Source organism: Pseudomonas sp. NFACC39-1 (assembly GCF_900110355.1).
Classification (GTDB): Bacteria; Pseudomonadota; Gammaproteobacteria; order Pseudomonadales; family Pseudomonadaceae; genus Aquipseudomonas; species Aquipseudomonas tehranensis.
In genome coordinates this window covers 194,588-214,457 of the sequence record NZ_FODL01000001.1, presented here as the reverse complement: position 1 = coordinate 214,457, position 19,870 = coordinate 194,588, and the positions used below count along the sequence as shown (strand labels likewise).

General features: G+C 60.6%; 16 protein-coding genes and 1 pseudogene. 8 read left to right on the top strand and 9 right to left on the bottom strand.

Annotated elements, in window-relative coordinates; genetic code table 11:
• The first annotated feature begins 313 nt into the window (after positions 1 to 313).
• Complete coding sequence (sbcB, locus tag BMY45_RS01045; protein WP_092393383.1) at positions 314 to 1,741, top strand: exodeoxyribonuclease I; 1,428 nt, start codon at positions 314 to 316, stop codon at positions 1,739 to 1,741.
• A 93-nt stretch (positions 1,742 to 1,834) separates the two neighbouring features.
• Here the strand turns inward: sbcB and mvaT are convergent, their stop codons facing one another.
• Positions 1,835 to 2,212: a histone-like nucleoid-structuring protein MvaT gene (gene mvaT / locus BMY45_RS01040; protein ID WP_092393380.1), complete on the bottom strand. Its 378-nt coding sequence runs from the start codon at positions 2,210 to 2,212 to the stop codon at positions 1,835 to 1,837.
• A 303-nt stretch (positions 2,213 to 2,515) separates the two neighbouring features.
• Here mvaT and purU point away from each other — a divergent pair, with 303 nt between their 5' ends.
• Both purU and BMY45_RS28100 read left to right on the top strand, forming a co-directional pair.
• Complete coding sequence (gene purU / locus BMY45_RS01035) at positions 2,516 to 3,364, top strand: formyltetrahydrofolate deformylase (RefSeq protein WP_092393378.1); 849 nt, start codon at positions 2,516 to 2,518, stop codon at positions 3,362 to 3,364.
• 57 nt (positions 3,365 to 3,421) lie between these two features.
• Entirely contained in the window at positions 3,422 to 3,592 is a 171-nt protein-coding gene (locus BMY45_RS28100) for a hypothetical protein (RefSeq protein ID WP_177193287.1), read from the top strand.
• 111 nt (positions 3,593 to 3,703) lie between these two features.
• Here BMY45_RS28100 and BMY45_RS01030 read toward each other — a convergent pair whose 3' ends face one another.
• From BMY45_RS01030 to BMY45_RS28550, 5 genes and pseudogenes are all read right to left on the bottom strand, one after another.
• The gene (locus BMY45_RS01030; RefSeq protein WP_092393375.1) at positions 3,704 to 4,699 is read right to left on the bottom strand and encodes a glucosaminyl phosphatidylglycerol flippase; all 996 of its coding nucleotides are present in this window, start codon (positions 4,697 to 4,699) and stop codon (positions 3,704 to 3,706) included.
• A complete protein-coding gene (locus BMY45_RS01025; RefSeq protein WP_092393371.1) occupies positions 4,696 to 5,487 on the bottom strand; it encodes an N-acetylglucosaminyl phosphatidylglycerol deacetylase in 792 nt (263 codons plus the stop codon). Before BMY45_RS01025 ends, BMY45_RS01030 begins: the two co-directional genes overlap by 4 nt.
• Complete coding sequence (locus BMY45_RS01020) at positions 5,480 to 6,601, bottom strand: N-acetylglucosaminyl phosphatidylglycerol synthase (protein WP_092393368.1); 1,122 nt, start codon at positions 6,599 to 6,601, stop codon at positions 5,480 to 5,482. The genes BMY45_RS01025 and BMY45_RS01020 overlap by 8 nt, the downstream gene beginning before the upstream one ends.
• Positions 6,602 to 6,796: 195 nt before the next feature.
• Positions 6,797 to 7,561 (bottom strand): methyl-accepting chemotaxis protein, encoded by a 765-nt coding sequence (locus BMY45_RS28555; protein ID WP_370695207.1) that lies wholly within the window; start codon positions 7,559 to 7,561, stop codon positions 6,797 to 6,799.
• Positions 7,562 to 7,654: 93 nt separating this feature from the next.
• Positions 7,655 to 8,686, bottom strand: a pseudogene (locus BMY45_RS28550) (cache domain-containing protein); the annotation flags it as partial.
• A gap of 189 nt (positions 8,687 to 8,875) precedes the next feature.
• Here BMY45_RS28550 and BMY45_RS01005 point away from each other — a divergent pair.
• Entirely contained in the window at positions 8,876 to 10,363 is a 1,488-nt protein-coding gene (locus BMY45_RS01005) for a helicase HerA-like domain-containing protein (RefSeq protein ID WP_092393359.1), read from the top strand.
• A 149-nt stretch (positions 10,364 to 10,512) separates the two neighbouring features.
• Here the strand turns inward: BMY45_RS01005 and BMY45_RS01000 are convergent, their stop codons facing one another.
• Positions 10,513 to 10,968, bottom strand: a complete 456-nt coding sequence (locus BMY45_RS01000) for a DUF721 domain-containing protein (RefSeq protein ID WP_092393357.1) — start codon at positions 10,966 to 10,968, stop codon at positions 10,513 to 10,515.
• A 307-nt stretch (positions 10,969 to 11,275) separates the two neighbouring features.
• Here BMY45_RS01000 and secA point away from each other — a divergent pair, with 307 nt between their 5' ends.
• From secA to BMY45_RS00980, 4 genes are all read left to right on the top strand, one after another.
• Positions 11,276 to 14,011, top strand: coding sequence for a preprotein translocase subunit SecA (secA, locus tag BMY45_RS00995; RefSeq protein ID WP_092393354.1), 2,736 nt, complete (start codon positions 11,276 to 11,278; stop codon positions 14,009 to 14,011).
• Positions 14,012 to 14,133: 122 nt separating this feature from the next.
• On the top strand, positions 14,134 to 15,351 hold the full coding sequence (argJ, locus tag BMY45_RS00990) for a bifunctional glutamate N-acetyltransferase/amino-acid acetyltransferase ArgJ (protein WP_092393351.1): 1,218 nt from the start codon (positions 14,134 to 14,136) through the stop codon (positions 15,349 to 15,351).
• 174 nt (positions 15,352 to 15,525) lie between these two features.
• Positions 15,526 to 16,158, top strand: a complete 633-nt coding sequence (locus BMY45_RS00985; RefSeq protein ID WP_092393348.1) for a glutathione S-transferase family protein — start codon at positions 15,526 to 15,528, stop codon at positions 16,156 to 16,158.
• Positions 16,155 to 17,099 (top strand): Nudix family hydrolase, encoded by a 945-nt coding sequence (locus tag BMY45_RS00980; RefSeq protein WP_092393345.1) that lies wholly within the window; start codon positions 16,155 to 16,157, stop codon positions 17,097 to 17,099. The genes BMY45_RS00985 and BMY45_RS00980 overlap by 4 nt, the downstream gene beginning before the upstream one ends.
• A 141-nt stretch (positions 17,100 to 17,240) precedes the next feature.
• Here BMY45_RS00980 and BMY45_RS00975 read toward each other — a convergent pair whose 3' ends face one another.
• Both BMY45_RS00975 and BMY45_RS00970 read right to left on the bottom strand, forming a co-directional pair.
• On the bottom strand, positions 17,241 to 17,822 hold the full coding sequence (locus tag BMY45_RS00975) for a cob(I)yrinic acid a,c-diamide adenosyltransferase (protein WP_092393342.1): 582 nt from the start codon (positions 17,820 to 17,822) through the stop codon (positions 17,241 to 17,243).
• 2 nt (positions 17,823 to 17,824) lie between these two features.
• Positions 17,825 to 19,861, bottom strand: coding sequence for a sensor histidine kinase (locus BMY45_RS00970; protein WP_092393339.1), 2,037 nt, complete (start codon positions 19,859 to 19,861; stop codon positions 17,825 to 17,827).
• Between the last annotated feature and the right edge of the window lie 9 nt (positions 19,862 to 19,870).

The window sequence follows — 19,870 nt, the reverse complement described above, 5'->3', positions numbered from 1 at the left end:
TGCTAGCAGCCTTCGCACGGGCAAACGACATAACTATGTATGTCATTTCATGGCTTGCAACAGGATTGAGGGCCCGAAGACAAAGCAGAACCCGTGTGGGAGCGAGCCTGCTCGCGATAGCGATGGCACATTCAACATTGATCCCGACTGATCCACCGCTATCGCGAGCAGGCTCGCTCCCACATTGATTTTTCAGTGCTTACAGAACCCATGTTCGTCTCAGCGCCCGTTTGGGTTTCAAAAGTTATGCAGCGCTGGCCGCCGATGGGCTCGAAGGCCTAGACTTCGCCAGTCTTCAACCCAGGAACAACCCGTGACTTCCATCTTCTGGTACGACTACGAAACCACCGGCATCAACCCACGTTGCGACCGGCCCTTGCAGGTGGCGGGGATCCGTACCGATTTCGAACTCAATGAAATCGACGAGCCGGTGAATCTGTATTGTCGGCCCAGCGAGGACATCCTGCCGCATCCGGCGGCTTGTGCGATCACCGGCATTACCCCGCAACGCCTGGTCGACAATGGCTTGACTGAAGCCGATTTCATGACCCGTATCCACGGGCAACTGGCCGCGCCCGGCACCTGTGGCGCCGGTTACAACACCCTGCGCTTCGACGATGAAATGACCCGCTATAGCCTCTATCGGAATTTTTTCGACCCGTACGCGCGGGAGTGGCAGGGCGGCAACAGCCGCTGGGATCTGATCGACCTGGTGCGCGCCGCCTATGCGCTGCGCCCCGAAGGCATTGTCTGGCCGCAAGAGGAGGGCCGCGTGACCCTCAAGCTGGAGCGCCTGACCGCCGCCAATGGTATTGACCACGGCCAGGCCCACGATGCGTTGTCGGACGTGCGCGCGACGATCGCCCTGGCCCGTCTGATCCGCCAGAAACAACCCCGGCTTTACGAGTGGCTGTTCCAGTTGCGCAGCAAACAGAAAGTCATGGATCAGGTCCGCCTGTTGCAGCCTATGGTGCATGTTTCCGGGCGCTTCTCGGCTGCGCGAAACTATATCGGAGTAGTTTTGCCATTGGCCTGGCACCCGAAAAATCGCAATGCCCTGATTGTCTGTGACTTGCACCTGGACCCGCTGGGTTTGCTGGACCACGATGCTGAATCCTTGCGGCAACGTTTGTATACCCGCCGTGAAGAACTGCTCGAAGGCGAGTTGCCGGTGCCTCTCAAACTCATTCACATCAACAAGTGTCCGGTGGTCGCCCCGCTCTCGGTGCTGCGTGCCGAGGACCAGCAGCGGCTGCAACTGGACATGGACGTTTACCACGAGCGTGCGCTGCGGCTAACTGACGCACAGCAAGTTTGGCAGGACAAACTTCAGGCTATTTATGGGCGCGAGGATTTCACGGCCAGTGAGGATCCCGAGCAGCAGTTATACGCAGGCTTCATCGGCGACCGCGATCGTCGATTGTGCGAGCAAGTCCGCATGGCTGACCCTGCTCAATTGGCTTCAGCGCACTGGCCTTTTGATGATGAGCGTTTACCGGAGTTATTGTTCCGATATCGCGCGCGCAACTTCCCTGAGACCTTGACCGCCGAAGAGCAGGAGCGCTGGAGACTGTTCTGTCAGCAGCGTTTGTCTTCCCCGGAATGGGGGGCGCCTAATACCTTGCAAAGTTTTGATGAGGCGATGGAGGAGTGGATGGCCGTTTCTACGCCATTGCAGCGCGAGGTACTCATAGAGTGGCAAGGCTACAGCCAGCAATTGCGTAAACGTTTAAGCCTTTGAGTGGCGATGAAGTGGGTAAATCACAGGCATAAAAAAACGCCAGCAATCGCTGGCGTTATTTTGTTCGCATAAAGCGGCGCGAACCGCTGGGGCTTAGCCCAGCAGGGTTGCCCAGCTTTCAACCACGTCACCGCCCCACTTGGCTTTCCACTCTTTCAGAGTCTTGTGGTTGCCACCTTTGGTTTCGATGACTTCGCCGTTGTGCGGGTTTTTGTATTGCTTAACTTTGCGAGCGCGTTTGGTGCCAGTAGTTTTTACGGCGCCACGGGTTGCTTTGCTCGATTTGGCTTCTGGATCCAGCATGGCAATGATGTCACGCAGCGATTTCTGGTATTCGCCCATCAGCGTGCGCAGTTTGCCTTCGAATTCCAGTTCTTTCTGCAGCTTGTCGTCTTTGGACAGGGCTTTCAGGCGTTCTTGCAGTTCTTTGATTGCTTCTTCGGTGCTGCGGTATTCATTGATCAAGGACATGAGGACTACCTTATGTAGGACGCGGGTGACAAGGAGACAGTGAGGCAATAGTAATCAGACAGTTTCATCAAGTAAACATTTAACCGATGTTTTATTTAATTAATTAGTGCAGCCTCGCAAAATCGGCGTTGCAGTTAAATACTGAAACACAGTCTTCACATCTGCTCACAAATATAGCGTGTTGCCAAAGGTCCGGCCCATTGCTGCCTGGGCAGACAAATGTGCGCGGCGTGTCATCGATACTGCAGTTTTGCCGCGCAATGGCTAGAATGGCCGCCTTTGTGAAGTTCTGGAGTTCCCCTAATGCGCACTTTTCGGCTGGTGATCGCTTGCCCGGACCGCGTCGGCATCGTTGCTAAAGTCAGTAATTTTCTGGCGTCCCATAATGGTTGGATCACTGAAGCGAGCCATCACTCGGACACTCACAGTGGCTGGTTCTTCATGCGTCACGAGATTCGTGCCGACTCGCTTCCCTTCGGCATCGAAGCCTTTCGCGAAGCGTTCGCACCGATTGCCGAAGAGTTTTCGATGGACTGGCGAATCACCGATACCGCGCAGAAAAAACGCGTGGTGTTGATGGCCAGCAAAGAGTCTCACTGCCTGGCGGATCTGCTGCACCGTTGGCACAGCGACGAGCTCGATTGCGACATTGCCTGTGTCATCTCCAACCATGACGCCTTGCGCAGCATGGTGGAGTGGCACGGTATCCCGTATTACCACGTCCCGGTCGACCCACAGGACAAGCAGCCGGCGTTTGCCGAAGTGTCGCGGCTGGTCAAACAGCACGACGCCGAGGTGGTGGTGCTGGCCCGCTACATGCAAATCCTGCCGCCTTCCTTGTGCAGCGAATACGCGCACAAGGTCATCAATATCCACCACAGCTTCCTGCCGTCGTTTGTCGGTGCCAAGCCGTATCACCAGGCCTCGATGCGGGGCGTGAAGCTGATTGGCGCCACCTGCCACTACGTGACCGAAGAGCTGGACGCGGGGCCGATCATCGAGCAGGACGTTGTGCGCGTCAGCCACAGCGACAGCATCGAAGACATGGTGCGTTTCGGCCGTGACGTGGAAAAAATGGTACTGGCGCGAGGCTTGCGTTATCACCTGGAAGACCGGGTGCTGGTGCACGGCAACAAGACCGTGGTGTTCTGACTACACTGCAAAGGGCCTGGGCGAGTGATCACCAGGCCCTTTTTCATGAGGTTCGCCATGACCGATCCGTTGGACAAAGCCACCTCCCGAGCCCCGGCAACCCTGGGTGAGGGTTGCCTGAGCCGCTACGATCCAGAAGCGTTGGGCCCGGAAGACGGCACGGAGTTTCCCGACGCTGCGCAACTGTGGAAACAAACGCACCCCGATGATGAATCCGATCCCTCGTAGGAGCTGGCGAAGCCTGCGATCTTTTGATCTTCAGCCTCGCTGAAAACGCCAAGAGATCGCAGGCTTCGCCAGCTCCTGCAAAAGCGCGAAGCGGTGATGTGTGGATGGGCGTCAGGCTTGCTTGAGCTTGATCAGTTTCTTGATCAATGGTCGCCCGACCATCAAAAAGAACACCGGTCCACCGGCGACCAGATAAAAGTAATAGGTCACCGCCCGCCAGATCAGAATCGCCGCTGCCGCTGTGGATTTGCCCACCATCGGCGCCAGCAGTGCCGCCGAGGTCAACTCCGCCGCCCCGGCGCCGCCGGGCAGCAGGCTGAACTGCCCCGCGCTCAAGGAGAGCATCTGGATCAGAAAGCTCCAGGCCCACTGCAAATCCGCCCCCAGTCCTCTCAACGCCAGATACAACACGCTGTAGCGCAGCGCCCAGTGAAGGCACGTCAGGCCGAAGACTTGAAACAGGGTCTGACGGGGCAATTTCAGGGTGTCGGTAAATGCCGCCAGAAAGTGCAGGATCTTGCGTCCCCAGCGTTGGCGAGTGGCGGTCTTTACCCGCAAATGTCGCAATAACCGCGCGCCCAGCAGAATCAGTTTGCGGTGGTAGCGGGCCACCAGCACGCAGCCGAACAGTCCGCCAAACAACGAGAAGGCACTCAATGCCAGCATCCATTCGATGCGCTGGCTGAGGTTCTGGAACAGTGCATAAAACAGGATGCCGACCAAGGCACAGAGGAAAAACAGCAGATCGCTCAACTGATCCATGGCAAACACCGCGCTGCCATGGGCCGGACGCACGCCATTACGCGCCAGCAATGCCATCAGCGTCAGCGGCCCGCCACTGCCGCCGGGCGTGGCGCACATGGCGAACTCGGTGGACATGACGACGCCAATGCTTTTCAGCCGGCCGACGCGCCCGCGGTGTTCACCCAGCAGCAAACGCAGCCGCACAGAGTTCAAGCCCCAGCAGAGGACAATCATGCCGAGCATGGTCAGCAGCAATGACAAGGGAAAACGCTGCACCCGCGACCACATCTCCCCGCCACCCATCAGCCACGGCACCAGCAGCGCCATGAGCAAGGCGGCGCTCAGCCAGATCAGCCGTTTCATGCGGCGTCGCAGGCCCGCAGGCCCTGGGTCATCAGCCATTGGACCTTGGTTAACGGCTCGCGGCCGTCGTTGAGCAGGCGCTCGAGGGTGCGCAACCAATAATCCCGGGAAAAGTCGTGACGCATGTCGACGGGATGCAGGCCTAGGCGAATGACTGGCGCCTGGCGCCAGCGCTGTTCACGTTGATCATTGATGACTTTGGAAAGGCCTCGGCGCCAGGCGCTGCGGGCGCTCCAGACCAACCCCGGGGCGTCGAGCGGGGTGAAGTCCGGCAAGCGATAGAGATGCTGGGGATCGCTGGTGTAACTCAGTGGCAACTGGCGCAGTGCCTGGCGCGTGCCTTCGCTCATGAGCCAGGCCGGCGCGACGAAACCTTCCAGCGGCCACTGGTAGCGCTGGAAGGTTTCGACACCCGCGCGCAGGCGGGCGAGGGCCGCCTCCTCGCCGAGGCTGTAGAACTCGCCTTCGTGGGTATACACCCGGCGCATGAACCAGTCCTTGGGATGAGTCGCCGGTGGACCGTCGTCGCAATGGTAGTAGCCGTGCAGCACCAATTCGTCGCCGCGCTCGACCCTCTCGTCGAGCAGGCGTCGAAAGCCTGGGTGATGCTCCAGCGCGTTGGTGTGGTGAAAGTCCGGCACCACCAGCCAGGTCATTGGCACGGCGCCAAGGGCGTCGACAGCTTCGACAAAGGGCTGGTAGTCAGGCCAGGTTTGCGGCGCCACGTCATGCAACACCAACAGCAGGCTGGGCGAGTGATTGATCGACACGGACGTCACCTCAACCATTGGCCAGCAGGGGCAGTTGTTCACCCAGTACGCTGTAGTAGTGCCCCAACAGGCTGTTGACCACCGAGTCCCAGGCGTAGTGGCGCTCCACGTGCTGGCGCGCCAGCACACCGCGTCGCTGGCAGCCTTCGGCAAACAGCTGCCGCACGGCGTTGGCCATGGCCTGTGGATTGTCGGGTGTGCACAGCAGGCCGCAGTCTTCGTGGACGATTTCGGTGAAGGCCCCGGCCGCCACCGCCACCACGGGGATGCCGCTGGCCATGGCTTCAAGGATTACCAGGCCGAAGGTTTCCTGGTCGCCGGCATGCACCAAGGCATCGGCGCTGGCCATCAGCCGGGCGACTTGCGGCGCCGGACAGAACTCATCGACCACCGTAACGTTGTCCGGCACCACGGCGGGCATGGACGAACCCACCAGCAGCAGGTGATAACGCTCACCCAGGCGTTTCATGCACTTGAGCAGCACCGGCAGGTTTTTTTCCCTGGAACCGCGACCGGCGAAAATCAGCAGGCGGGTGTCTTCGGCGATTCCCAGTTCGGCTCGCAGTTCCGGGTCGCGGGCGGCGGGGTTGAAGGTTTGCAGATCCACGCCCAAGGGCTGCACGTAGACGTTCTTGACCCCCAGCCCGATCAACTTGTCGGCCATGACCTGGCTCGGCGCCAGGACCCGGTCGAAATTGCCGTACAACTTGCTGACATAGGCTTCGATGTTGGGCGTGAACCAGTTGCCCATGCGGTTGCTGACCAGCAGCGGCAGGTCGGAGTGATAGAAACCGATCACCGGCACATCGAGCTGGCGCCGGGCGTCCAGGGCAGCCCATGCGGTCAGGTAGGGATCACCGACTTCAATCAGGTCTGGTTGTAAATCACGCAGGACATTGCGCCAAGGTGCCAGGCGAAGCGGGAAGCGATAGCCCTTGCCGAAAGGCAGCGCGGGGGCGGGAACCTGATAGATCCCGTCGTGCTCGCTCAAATGCGCGCCGGGGATCAACAGACTGTGACGAATGGCGGGCCGATCACTCAGGCGCCGGTGCTTGGCATCCAGATAAGTGCGCACGCCGCCGCTGGCGGGGGCGTAGAACATGGTTATGTCCGCTATGTGCACGATGAACATCCCTCCGGTCTGTATTCTCCTTTGTTGACCTTTAGTAAGAATAGATGTTCGGTTGGGGTTGTGGGCGGCGGGATGTCTGTCAGCAGTGTGTTGTTTGAGAGAGCCCCATCGCGAGCAGGCTCGCTCCCACAGTGGATCTGTGTACACAAAACCGATGTGGGAGCGAGCCTGCTCGCGATGGCGTCAGTCCAGGCCTCAGATGCGGAAACTGCCCACCAGTTGCTTCAACCGCGCCGCCTGCTGCTCAAGGTCTGAGCAGGCACGCAATGTCGATTGCAGGTTCTCCACGCCTTCCTGGTTCAGCGTGTTGATCTCGGTGATGTCCACGTTGATGGATTCCACCACGGCCGTCTGCTCCTCGGTGGCGGTGGCCACTGATTGGTTCATGCCATCGATTTCGCCGATGCGCTGGGTCACGCTGTTCAGACGCTCACCGGCCAGGTTAGCGATTTCCACGCTTTCCTGGCTGTGGCGCTGGCTGTCGTTCATGGTTGTGACCGAATCACGGGCGCCAACCTGCAATTCCTCAATCATGGTCTGCACCTGTTGCGCCGATTCCTGGGTGCGGTGGGCCAGGTTGCGCACTTCATCGGCCACCACGGCAAACCCGCGCCCGGCCTCACCGGCCCGGGCCGCCTCGATCGCGGCATTGAGGGCCAGCAGGTTGGTTTGCTGGGAAATACTGGTGATCACTTCCAGGATCTGGCCAATGTTCACGGTTTTGCTGTTCAGCGATTCAACGTTGCTGCTCGAAGCACTCAGCAAGTCGGACAAGCGATTCATCGCGGCGATGCTGCGATCCACCACTTGTTGGCCGTCCTCGGCCAGGCCACGGGCGTCGCTGGCCTGATGGGACGCTTGCGCTGCATTGCGGGCGATTTCCTGAGCAGCGGCGCCTAATTGATTGATGGCCGCGGCAACGCTGTTGGTGCGACTGGCCTGCTCGTCGGAATTGACCATCGAGGAGTTCGACGCGCTCACCACCCGCAAGGCAACTTCGTTGACGTGTTCGGTGGCGGAAGACACTTCGCGGATCGAATTATGGATACGTTCCACGAAGCGGTTGAACGCCGTGCCCAGAATGCCGAATTCGTCCTGATTCTGGATCGTCAGGCGTTTGGTCAGGTCGCCGTCGCCATCGGCGATGCCCTCCATCGCCCGGGTCATCACATGCAACGGCTGGATCAGCAAGCGGATCAACATGCTCAGCAGCGCAATGATGAACGCCACGGCAATGACCGTCGCCACGACGGCCGAGGTGCGGAAATCGCTGAGCATCGAGTAGGCCTTGTCTTTATCCACCGACACGCCGACGTACCAGTTCACCGAGGGCAGGCCCTTGATCGGCGTGAAGGTCACGATGCGCGTATGGCCATCGACCTCGACTTCGCTGACTTGGTCGCTGATCTTCGGGGTGTTCGTCGGGTAGGCTTCGGCCAGGGTTTTCATGACCAGGGCTTTATCCGGGTGGACCAGGATCTTGCCGTCGGCGCTGATCAGGTAGGCATACCCCATGCCGTCGAAATTCACGGTCTTGAGGTTGTCCACAATGGTCTGCAGGCTCAGGTCGCCGCCCACGACACCGACATTTTGCGTGGCGTTTTTCGAGGCGCTGGCGATGGAAATGATCAGCCCGCCACTGGCAGCGTCGATGTAGGGCTCGGTCAGGGTCGAGGTGCTGCTGCTTTGTGCGCCTTTGTACCAAGGACGTACGCGCGGATCGAAACCGTCAGGCATCTTCGCATCGGGACGAATGATAAAACTGCCCTGGGCATCGCCAAGGTAGGACGCCATGAAGGTCGAGGTCAGCGCTTTCTGTTCCAGCAGGTGGGTGACGCTGCTCGGGTCCGGTGTGACGGCGATGTTCTGGGCCAGGTTCTCGATAAGCAGGATGCGGCCGGTCAGCCAGGTCTGAATGTTGTTTGCCGTGACAGCACCCATTTCATGCAGGTAGCTGTCCAGGTCGTCACGGATGGCGTTGCGTTGCAGGTAATCGTTGTAGGCCGTGAAGGAAGCGAAGGCTGCAATCACGATGAGCGCGGCGGCTATTAGAATTTTATGGCTAAAGCGCAGGTTTTTATTCATGGCTCGGGGGTCCGCTAAGGTCTTGATACGCTAAGCGTGCTTATATATAAGCGCGCAAAAATGGCTTCATAGTGAAAAAAAGCTGATATTTCCTTCTCTCCTTAGGGAATTATCCGACCTTGTTTTCAGTAGGGTCTGTCGCTTTAGATATCGGCCATGCAAGGCCATAGATTAATCACAGGTGACGAAATGCCTGACTCATCGCAACTTGTTATTGGCGCCGACCTTGCCGGCCAACCCATCGCCCAGGCCATGCGCCTGGCCAACCGTCATGGTCTGGTGGCGGGTGCCACCGGCACCGGCAAGACCGTCACCTTGCAGCGCCTGGCCGAAACGTTCAGCGACGCGGGCGTTGCGGTATTCGCTGCAGACATCAAAGGCGACCTTTGCGGCCTCGGCGCCGCCGGCAACCCCCAAGGCAAAGTCGCCGAGCGTATCGCCGGCATGTCCTGGCTCGGCCACACCCCCCAGGCGTATCCGGTGACCCTGTGGGACATTCACGGCAAATCCGGTCATCCGCTGCGCACCACCCTGAGTGAAATGGGCCCGCTGTTGCTCGGCAGCCTGTTGGAACTCACCGACAGTCAGCAATCGGCGCTGTACGCGGCCTTCAAGGTTGCCGACCGCGAAGGCCTGTTGCTGCTGGATCTCAAGGACTTGAAGGCGCTGCTCAACCACCTCAGGGACAACCCCGAGCTGCTGGGGGACGACGCCGCTTTGATGACCACCGGTTCCAGCCAGGCTTTGCTGCGGCGCTTGGCCACATTGGAGCAACAAGGCGCGGATGCGTTGTTCGGTGAGCCGGCCTTGCAGTTGGAAGATATTCTGCAACCGGCCAGCAACGGCCGCGGCCGCATCCATTTGCTGGACGCCAGCCGTCTGGTGCATGAAGCGCCGAAAGTCTATGCCACGTTCCTGCTTTGGCTGCTGGCCGAGTTGTTCGAGCAATTGCCCGAGCGCGGCGACGCGGACAAACCGCTGCTGGCGCTGTTCTTCGATGAGGCCCATCTGCTCTTTGCCGATACCCCCAAGGCGTTGCAAGAGCGATTGGAACAGGTCGTGCGGCTGATTCGCTCCAAAGGCGTGGGTGTGTATTTCGTGACCCAGTCGCCAGGAGACTTGCCGGACGACGTGCTGGCGCAGTTGGGCCTGCGCATCCAGCACGGCCTGCGGGCCTTTACCACCAAGGAGCAGAAATCCCTGCGGGCAGTGGCGGACGGTTTCCGGCCCAATCCGCAATTCGATGCCCTGACGGTGCTGACCGAGCTGGGTATTGGCGAAGCCCTGGTCGGCACCCTGCAGGAAAAGGGCACGCCGCAGATGGTCCAGCGCGTGCTGGTGGCGCCGCCCCAGTCGCGGATCGGGCCGTTGACCGAAGCTGAGCGCGCAGGGCTGATCGCCGGTTCCCCTTTGCAAGGGCGTTATGACAAACCCATTGATCGCGAGTCGGCCTATGAAGTGCTGATGGGGCGCAAGGGCTTGGAGCCGCAAGCCGAAGAGGTTCAAGGCAAGGCGACTGCTGAAGAACCGAGCTTCACCGACAAGGCCGGGGAGTTTCTCGGTACGGCGGCCGGCCAGGCATTGAAATCGGCGATGCGCCAGGCGGCCAATCAGTTGGGCCGGCAGTTGGTGCGTGGGTTGATGGGGTCGTTGCTGGGGAGCAAAAAACGCCGGTAGTTTTAACAGGGGGGGTGGCTGATATACCGCTATCGCGAGCAGGCTCGCTCCCACAATGGTCCTGTTTCGTGCACAAAATCTGTGTTCACCGAAGATCCCCTGTGGGAGCGAGCCTGCTCGCGATAGCTATTCAATAGGCCCTGAAGATATCAATCCTTGGGCCGCGCATGCGCCGCCAACCGCTCCAGCGCCGCCCGCAGGTTGGGGTCGCTGATGCCGTCCGCAGTGGCCTGGATGGTGGCGGCTGCGTCGGTGGACAAGTCCAGCGTGTGCCCCTTGACGGCGACCTGCACGGTGGGCGGTTGTACCTTGAACAGAATCCGCGTCAGGCCGGCAAATTCCTCGAACGCCTGCAATTGCCTCAGCAGGCGCTTTTGCTGATAGCGCAAGCGCGTGGCCCAGTGCCCGTCCGTGACGATCAGCAGCAGACTGCCTTCGCGCCAGGAGGCCACGTGGCAGTGCTCGCGAGCGGCGGGCTGTAATTGGCTGTCCAGCAGGCGCTGCAAGTGACCCAGTCGTTTGGCGTGGCCGAAGATGGCTTTCAGCGGTTTGGCTTCGCGCAGCAGAACGGCGGGAACCTTGGCTGGAAGAGGGCGAAAGGCCATGAACGAATACCGCAAGTGACAGAGGCGCCATGGTAGCAGAAACCGCCGAGTGCGCCGCCACCGCTCGCCGCGGGCGCCTTTGTCCGCCCAATCAATGAATAACTTCTCTCGTTTGTGGGTTGAAGTTCCCGTAAAAGCCCTTATTTTAGGGAGGCCCCGTCACAGCGCTGTGCCAGCATCGTGGAATAACGCCACTTTCCTCACCATCGTTTCCGGGTAGAATGCTCGTTCGCATGCGGCCATGAGGGCTGCACGGGCGACTCACGGGGCCGCCCTCCATCCCTTTAGTGTGGAAGATCCTGCCGATATGTTTGCGCCTTTGTTAAAGAAACTTTTTGGAAGCAAGAACGAGCGTGAAGTCAAACGCATGCTCAAGACGGTACAGATCGTCAATGCCTTCGAAGAGCAAATGGTGGCCCTTTCGGACGATCAGTTACGCGCCAAGACTGCCGAATTCAAGGACCGCATCGCCAAGGGTGAAACCCTTGACCAGCTCCTGCCCGAAGCCTTTGCGGTTGCCCGTGAAGCCGGCAAGCGGGTGATGGGCATGCGTCACTTCGACGTTCAGTTGATCGGCGGCATGACCTTGCACGAAGGCAAGATCGCTGAAATGCGTACCGGTGAGGGCAAGACCCTGGTGGCGACACTGGCGGTATACCTCAATGCACTGTCCGGCAAGGGCGTGCATGTGGTGACGGTCAACGATTACCTGGCCCGCCGTGATGCCAACTGGATGCGCCCGCTGTATGAATTCCTCGGCCTGACGGTCGGGGTGGTCACGCCGTTCCAGCCGCCGGAAGAAAAACGCAGCGCCTACGCCTGCGATATCACCTACGGTACCAACAACGAATTCGGTTTCGACTACCTGCGCGACAACATGGCGTTCAGCCTGGATGAAAAATTCCAGCGCGAACTCAACTTTGCCGTGATCGACGAAGTCGACTCCATTCTCATCGACGAAGCCCGTACCCCGCTGATCATTTCCGGTCAGGCCGAGGACAGTTCCAAGCTGTACATCGAGATCAACAAGCTGATCCCGCAGCTGGAACTGCACGTCGAAGAAGTCGAGGGTGAAGTGACCAAGCCCGGCCATTACACGGTCGACGAGAAGACCCGCCAGGTCGAGCTCAATGAAGCCGGTCACCAGTTCATCGAGGAAATGCTCACCCGCGTCGGCCTGCTGGCCGAGGGCGAGAGCCTGTACTCGGCCCATAACCTGGGCCTGCTGACCCACGTTTATGCCGGTCTGCGTGCGCACAAGCTGTTCCATCGCAACGTCGAGTACATCGTCCAGGACGGCCAGGTCGTGCTGGTGGATGAACATACCGGCCGGACCATGCCGGGCCGTCGTCTGTCCGAAGGCCTGCACCAGGCCATCGAAGCCAAGGAAGGTCTGAACATCCAGGCCGAGAGCCAGACCCTGGCCTCGACCACTTTCCAGAACTACTTCCGCCTGTACAACAAACTGTCCGGCATGACCGGTACCGCCGACACCGAAGCGTTCGAATTCCATCAGATCTACGGCCTGCAAGTGATGGTGATCCCGCCTAACAAGCCGCTGGCCCGTAAAGACTACAACGACCTGGTGTTCCTCACCGCCGATGAGAAATACGCGGCGATCATTGCCGACATCAAGGAATGCATGGCCCAGGGCCGTCCAATCCTGGTGGGTACCGCCACGATCGAAACTTCCGAGCACATGTCTGCATTGCTCACCAAGGAAGGTATCGAGCACAAGGTCCTCAACGCCAAGTTCCACGAAAAAGAAGCCGAGATCATCGCCCAGGCCGGTCGTCCGGGTGCCCTGACCATTGCCACCAACATGGCCGGTCGTGGTACGGACATCCTGTTGGGTGGCAACTGGGAAGTGGAAGTCGCCTCCCTGGAAAACCCGACGCCCGAGCAGATCGCGCAGATCAAGGCCGACTGGCAGAAGCGTCATCAGCAGGTGCTCGAGTCCGGCGGTTTGCAGGTGATCGCTTCCGAGCGTCACGAATCGCGTCGTATCGACAACCAGCTGCGTGGCCGTGCCGGTCGCCAGGGCGATGCCGGTTCCAGCCGCTTCTATCTGTCGTTGGAAGACAGCCTGATGCGTATCTTCGCTTCTGATCGGGTGAAGAACTTCATGAAGGCCCTGGGCATGCAGCCCGGCGAAGCGATCGAACACCGGATGGTGACCAACGCCATCGAGAAAGCCCAGCGCAAGGTCGAGGGCCGCAACTTCGATATCCGCAAGCAATTGCTGGAGTTCGACGACGTCAACAACGAACAGCGTAAAGTGATTTATCACATGCGTAACAGTTTGTTGGCCGCCGACAACATTGGCGAAACCATCGCCGATTTCCGCCAGGACGTGCTCAACGCAACCATCAGCGCCCACATTCCGCCGCAGTCGCTGCCTGAGCAGTGGGATGTCGCCGGTCTGGAAGCTGCCTTGCAGAGCGACTTCGGCGTGGCGTTGCCGATCCAGCAATGGCTGGACGAAGACGATCACCTGTACGAAGAAACCCTGCGCGAGAAGCTGCTGGCCGAACTGATCGCTGCGTACAACGAGAAAGAAGACCAGGCCGGCGAAGAAGCGCTGCGCTCCTTCGAGAAGCAAATCGTGCTGCGGGTGCTGGACGACCTGTGGAAAGACCACCTGTCGACCATGGATCACTTGCGCCACGGTATCCACCTGCGTGGTTATGCCCAGAAGAACCCCAAGCAGGAGTACAAGCGCGAGTCCTTCACGCTGTTCTCCGAGTTGCTGGATTCGATCAAGCGCGACTCGATCCGCGTGTTGTCCCACGTTCAGGTTCGCCGCGAAGACCCGGTCGAAGAAGAAGCCCGTCTGCGTCAGGAAGCCGAAGCCCTGGCCGCGCGCATGCAGTTTGAGCACGCCCCGGCCCCAGGCCTGGAAGTTGCCCAGGAGGAGGGCGCCGAGGTGGATGTTGCCTTGGCGACCGCGCCGGTACGTAACGAGCAGAAGCTGGGCCGCAACGAGCTGTGCTATTGCGGTTCGGGCAAGAAATACAAGCATTGTCACGGGCAGATTCAGTAACACCCGTTTCAAACGCTGAACGACCCGCGCCGCGACCGGCTTTCAGCCGTCGCGGCGTTTTGCCATTTTGATTCGCCGTCTCGATTAAGGCGGTGTCGATTTATCTATTTAGGAGCGCATTCATGGCTGTTGGTCTTGGTCCGTTGCCAACGTTGCACCCGGTTGCCGGTTTTGAACTCGGTATCGCCTCGGCGGGCATCAAGCGCCCAGGGCGCAAGGATGTCGTGGTCATGCGTTGCGTCGAAGGCTCGACGGTGGCCGGCGTGTTTACCCTCAACGCCTTTTGCGCAGCCCCCGTCATCCTGGCCAAGCAACGGGTCCAGGGGCCGGTGCGTTACCTGCTGACCAACACTGGAAACGCCAACGCCGGCACCGGTGCCCCAGGCCTGGCTGCCGCCGAGCGCACCTGCGCCAAACTGGCCGAGCTGACCGGCGTCGACGCCAGCCAGGTGCTGCCGTACTCCACCGGCGTGATCGGCGAACCGTTGCCGGTCGAGAAAATCGAAGGCGCGTTGCAGGCCGCTCTGGATGACCTGTCGGAAAACAACTGGGCCGCTGCCGCTACCGGCATCATGACCACCGACACGCTGCCCAAGGGGGCCAGTCGTCAGTTTCAGCACGATGGCGTGACGGTCACCGTCACTGGCATCAGCAAAGGCGCCGGCATGATCCGCCCGAACATGGCGACCATGCTTGGTTACATCGCCACTGACGCCAAAGTCTCCCGGCAGGTGCTGCAAGACCTGATGCTCGACGGCGCCAACAAGTCGTTCAACCGCATTACCATCGACGGCGACACCTCCACCAACGACTGCTGCATGCTGATCGCCACCGGCAAGGCTGACCTGCCGGAAATTACCGAAGCCAGCGGTGCGCTGTTCGCCGCCCTCAAGCAGGCCGTGTTCGAAGTGTGCATGGAGGTGGCCCAGGCCATCGTCCGTGACGGCGAAGGCGCGACCAAGTTCGTGACCGTGCAGGTCAACGGCGGCGGCAACCATCAGGAATGCCTGGACGTCGGCTACACCGTGGCGCACTCGCCGCTGATCAAGACCGCACTGTTCGCCTCCGACCCGAACTGGGGCCGGATCCTCGCCGCGGTCGGCCGTGCCGGTGTGCCGGAGTTGGACGTGAGCAAGATCGACGTGTTCCTCGGTGAAGTTTGCATCGCCAGCCAGGGCGCACGCGCCGCCACCTACACCGAAGCCCAGGGCGCGGCGGTGATGCAGCAGGAAGAAATCACCATTCGTATCGAGCTGGGACGGGGTGATTGCAGCGAAACGATCTGGACGACCGACCTGTCCCACGAGTATGTGAAGATCAACGCTGAGTATCGGACTTAACAGTTCGGGATCGAGTTGCGCCAATCGCGAGCAGGCTCGCTCCCACAGGGGGTCGTTGGGTGATATAAAAAGTAGTCACACCACAATTTCCTCTGTGGGAGCGAGCCTGCTCGCGATGGCGCCCGTACAGATTCGACACAATTTCTGATTGACCCATAAGAAAGGATTCCAGACATGAGCCTGCACCTGATCATCGGCGACAAACACCTTTCCTCCTGGTCCTTGCGCGGCGCTTTGGCCCTGGCGTTGACCGGCGCAAAGTACACCGAGGAACTGGTCAGGCTCGACCAACCCGACACCCGTGAAAAACTGCTCAAGTATTCAGCCACCGCCAAGGTCCCGTTGCTCAAGACCGAATTCGGTGTGATCGCCGACTCCCTGGCGATTGCCGAATACCTGGCGGAACAGTTTCCAGACGCCGGCCTCTGGCCCAGGGACGTGGTGGCCCGGGCTCAGGCACGTTCGGCCTGTGCACAAATGCACAGCGGTTTTTTTGCCATCCGTAGCCACATGCCATTTGACCTGGCCCGCGATGCGCCGCTGGAGCCTATGCCGGCGGAGGTTCAGACGGAAATCCAGCGGATGCTGGCGCTGTGGGCCGAATGCCGTGCCGCGGCGACTGAAGCCGGGCCCTACCTGTTTGGCCGCTTGAGCCTGGCCGATGTGTTCTTCGCCCCGGTGGCCGTGCGCTTGCGCACCTATCAGGTGGCGTTGCCCGAGGTCGATGCGGCCTATGTCGAAACTATCTATCAATGGCCGGCGTTCAAGGCGTGGCAACAGGCCGGCCTGGAGGAAACAGCGCGGTGAAACGAGTCCATGTAGCGGCGGCGGTCATTCGTGACGCTGCCGGCAAAATCCTGATCGCCCGACGGGCCGACACTCAGCACCAAGGCGGCCTCTGGGAGTTTCCCGGTGGCAAGGTCGAGGCGGATGAGTCCGTCGAAACCGCCCTGGCCCGAGAGCTTCATGAAGAGCTGGGGATTGTGGTCGACACCGCCCGGCCGCTGATCAAGGTGCGCCATGATTATCCGGACAAACAGGTGTTGCTGGATGTCTGGGAAGTCTCGGCGTTCACCGGCGAGCCCCACGGCGTCGAAGGGCAACCGTTGGCCTGGGTCACGGGCCGGGAGCTTTTGAACCATGAGTTCCCGGCGGCCAACCAGCCGATTATCGCGGCGGCCCGTTTGCCGGGCGAATACCTGATCACCCCTGAAGGCCTCGAAACGCCGCAGTTGCTGCGCGGCATGCAAAAGGCTATTGCCGGCGGGATCAAACTGGTCCAGTTGCGCGCCCCCAACGGCTACGACCCGCAATACCGCGATCTGGCGGTGGACGCGGCAGGATTGTGCGCTGGCAAGGCCCAGTTGATGCTCAAGGGGCCCTTCGAATGGCTGGGGGATTTTCCTTCCGCCGGTTGGCACATTACCGCCGCGCAATTGCGCAAGCATGCTGCGGCCGGTCGTCCTTTCGGCAAGGACCGTTGGTTGGCGGCGTCCTGCCACAACGCCGAAGAGTTGTCCCTGGCGCAGCAGATAGACGTGGACTTCGTCACGCTCTCGCCGGTGCAACCGACCCAGACCCATCCCGAGGCCCAACCGCTGGGGTGGGAAGAGGCTTCGCGGTTGATTGAAGGCTTCAACAGGCCGGTGTATCTGTTGGGTGGGGTCGGACCTGACGAACGGCAGCAAGCCTGGGCAGCGGGCGCGCAGGGCGTGGCGGGGATTCGAGCGTTTTGGCCTGGGCCTTGATTGGGTGGGGTGTTCGCGGGCCTCATCGCGAGCAGGCTCGCTCCCACAGAGAGTCTGTTGCGTGACATGGATACTGGTTACACCACAAATCCCATGTGGGAGCGAGCCCGCTCGCGATGAGGTCCTGCCAGGCGACCCAGCTCAACTCCCAGGCTTGGCAGCCGCCACCCACAGCACCTCCGCCACCCCCTGCCTGCGGGCAATGACCCGCGCCGCGACGAACAACAGATCCGACAGGCGATTGATATACGCCAGCCCCGGCCCGGCCAATGGCTCCACGGCGTTCAACTGCTGACAGCGGCGTTCGGCGCTACGGGCCAGGCTGCGGCAGACATGGGCCTGGGCGATCAGTGTCGAGCCACCGGGCAGGATGAAATTCTCCAGCGGCCCCACTTCTTCGTTCCATGCATCGATGGCGGCTTCCAGGCGCTCGACTTCCTTCATGTTCAAGGCTTGATAGGCTGGCATCGCCAGTTCACCGCCCAAGTCGAACAGCCGGTGCTGACACGGCGCCAAGACCTCGATCAGCTCCTGTAGCGCCGGATATTCAGCTACCTCTACAGCAAGGCTGGCGAGCAACAATCCCAACTGACTGTTGAGCGTGTCGACCTCGCCAATGGCCTCGACCCGTGGATGGTCCTTGGCTACACGGCGACCATCCCCCAACCCGGTTTCACCTTTGTCGCCGGTGCGGGTGTAAATCTTCGACAGGCGAAAACCCATGTTCAGCGCTCCAGTTGCTTGTGTTCCTGCGGCACCATTGAAGGGCCAGTCAACGGCAGGCGCAAGGTGAAGCAGGTGCCCTGGCCCGGCGCGGACTGCACTTCCATCTGGCCCTTGTGGTTATTGGTGATGATGAAATACGACACCGACAGCCCCAGTCCGGTCCCTTGGCCGATTTCCTTGGTGGTGAAGAACGGCTCGAAGGTGCGTTTGCGCACGTTCTCGCTCATGCCGATGCCGTTGTCCTCCACCTGGATCTCTGCCCACGGTGGGTTCAGCCGCGTGCGCAGGATAATCCGGCCGGGCTCGCTGTCGTCCTGGCGTTGATGGATCGCCTGGGCGGCGTTTTTCAGCAGGTTGAGCAGCACCTGCTCCAGCTCGTTGGCGGTGCCGGGCACCGGGCCCAGGTTCGGGTCGAACTGCCGGATGATCGCCTGGCCCTTGAAATCGAAACCGATCGCCAGGTCAAAGTCGTTACCGGCGATTTCCACCGCTTGGTCGATCAGCGCCGGCAGGTCGCAGGGGGCCATCTGCCGGGTGCTGCGCCGGCTGAAACTGAGCATGTGGGTGACGATTTTCGCCGCCCGGGCGCCGGCCTGCTGAATGCCATCGAGCAATTGTGGGATTTCCCGGCTTTGCAGGTAAAGGTTCACCCTTTGCAGTTCGATATTCAGTTGTTCGGCCTGTTCGATGTTCTTCGGCAGCTCCGGCGACAGACGCCGACGGATGTTTTGCACGTTGTGCAGGATGGCTCCCAACGGGTTGTTGATTTCATGGGCCATGCCCGCCGCGAGTCCGCCGACCGAGAGCATCTTCTCCGACTGCACCATCATTTCTTCCAGCGACAGACGCTGGGTGATGTCATCGATGCGGATCACCACGCCGCGGCCGGCGCCGCCCATCAGTGGATAGAAGGTCAGGGCATAGTGCCGGGCCTCGTCGTCCTTGGTCCAGGTGACACGTTCGATCTTCGCCACCGTGTGCTGTTCGACCGTTTGCTTGAGCTGCGGCAGGTAAGGCTTGAGCGGTTCGAAGGCGAGGAAGATCGGCTGGTTCAGCGCCTCGTCCAGGCGTGTGCCGGAGAGGGCGCTGGCTTCCTGATTCCATTGGGTGACGTAGAGCTGTTCGTCGAGGGCAATCAGGGCCGAGGGCATGGAATCGATAATGCTGTTGAGGTAGTTCTGGAAGCCGGTGAGTTTTTTCTCGATCTTGCTGCGCACCTGGACTTCCAGTTCCAGTTTGCGATTGGTGTGGCGGGTTTCTTCCGCCAGGCCCTGGGCCTGGTCGTAGGCAGCCTGGGAATCGTCCCGCGCGCGCTTGAGCTGCTGCTCTCGGGCTTCGATCCGCGAGAGCATGGTGTTGAACGCCTCGGCCAAGCTGCCGATTTCGTCGTGGTTGCCGCGGGCGGCGCGCAGGGAATAGTTCTCCTCGCGGGTGACCTGGCGCGACAGCTCCTCGAGCTGATGAATCGGCTGGGTGATCAGGCGCTTGATCTGCTGGGCAATGACCAGCCACAGCAATACGCTGAAAATCAGGATGCCGAGGCTGGCGGTCAAGGTGCCGGTGTAGAACGCCGTCGGCAGTTCGCTGCTGGCCACCAGCAACAGATGACCCGGCGCCGTGCCGGGACGGGGCAGGGTGATGACCTGATTGCTGCGAAACTCACTGGCTTGCCATGCCTGCATATGGCGGTAATGGTCCGGCAGCTTGAGCTTTTCGCCCTCCTGCAGTTGCGCCAGGCGTTCACCTTCGCCGTCATACAAGGCGGCGGCCCGCAACGGTGTGTAGCTGTTGAGTTCATCCAGCAAGCGCTGGGCGGTCTGGGGCGACTGCAGGGCGTCGGCGATCAGGCTCGGGTTGGCCACCAGTCGACCGATGGTCTGCAGGGCCTGGGGCGCCATGCTTTCCTGGGAGATGTAATAGGCGGCGCTGATAAAGGTCAGGTTGGCCACCAGCAGGACGGTGGTCAACAACACCAGCAGGGCGGCCAGCAGTTTCTGGCCGACCGGGAGGTTTTCAAGGCGCTGGCGCAATGGCATCGGACTCTT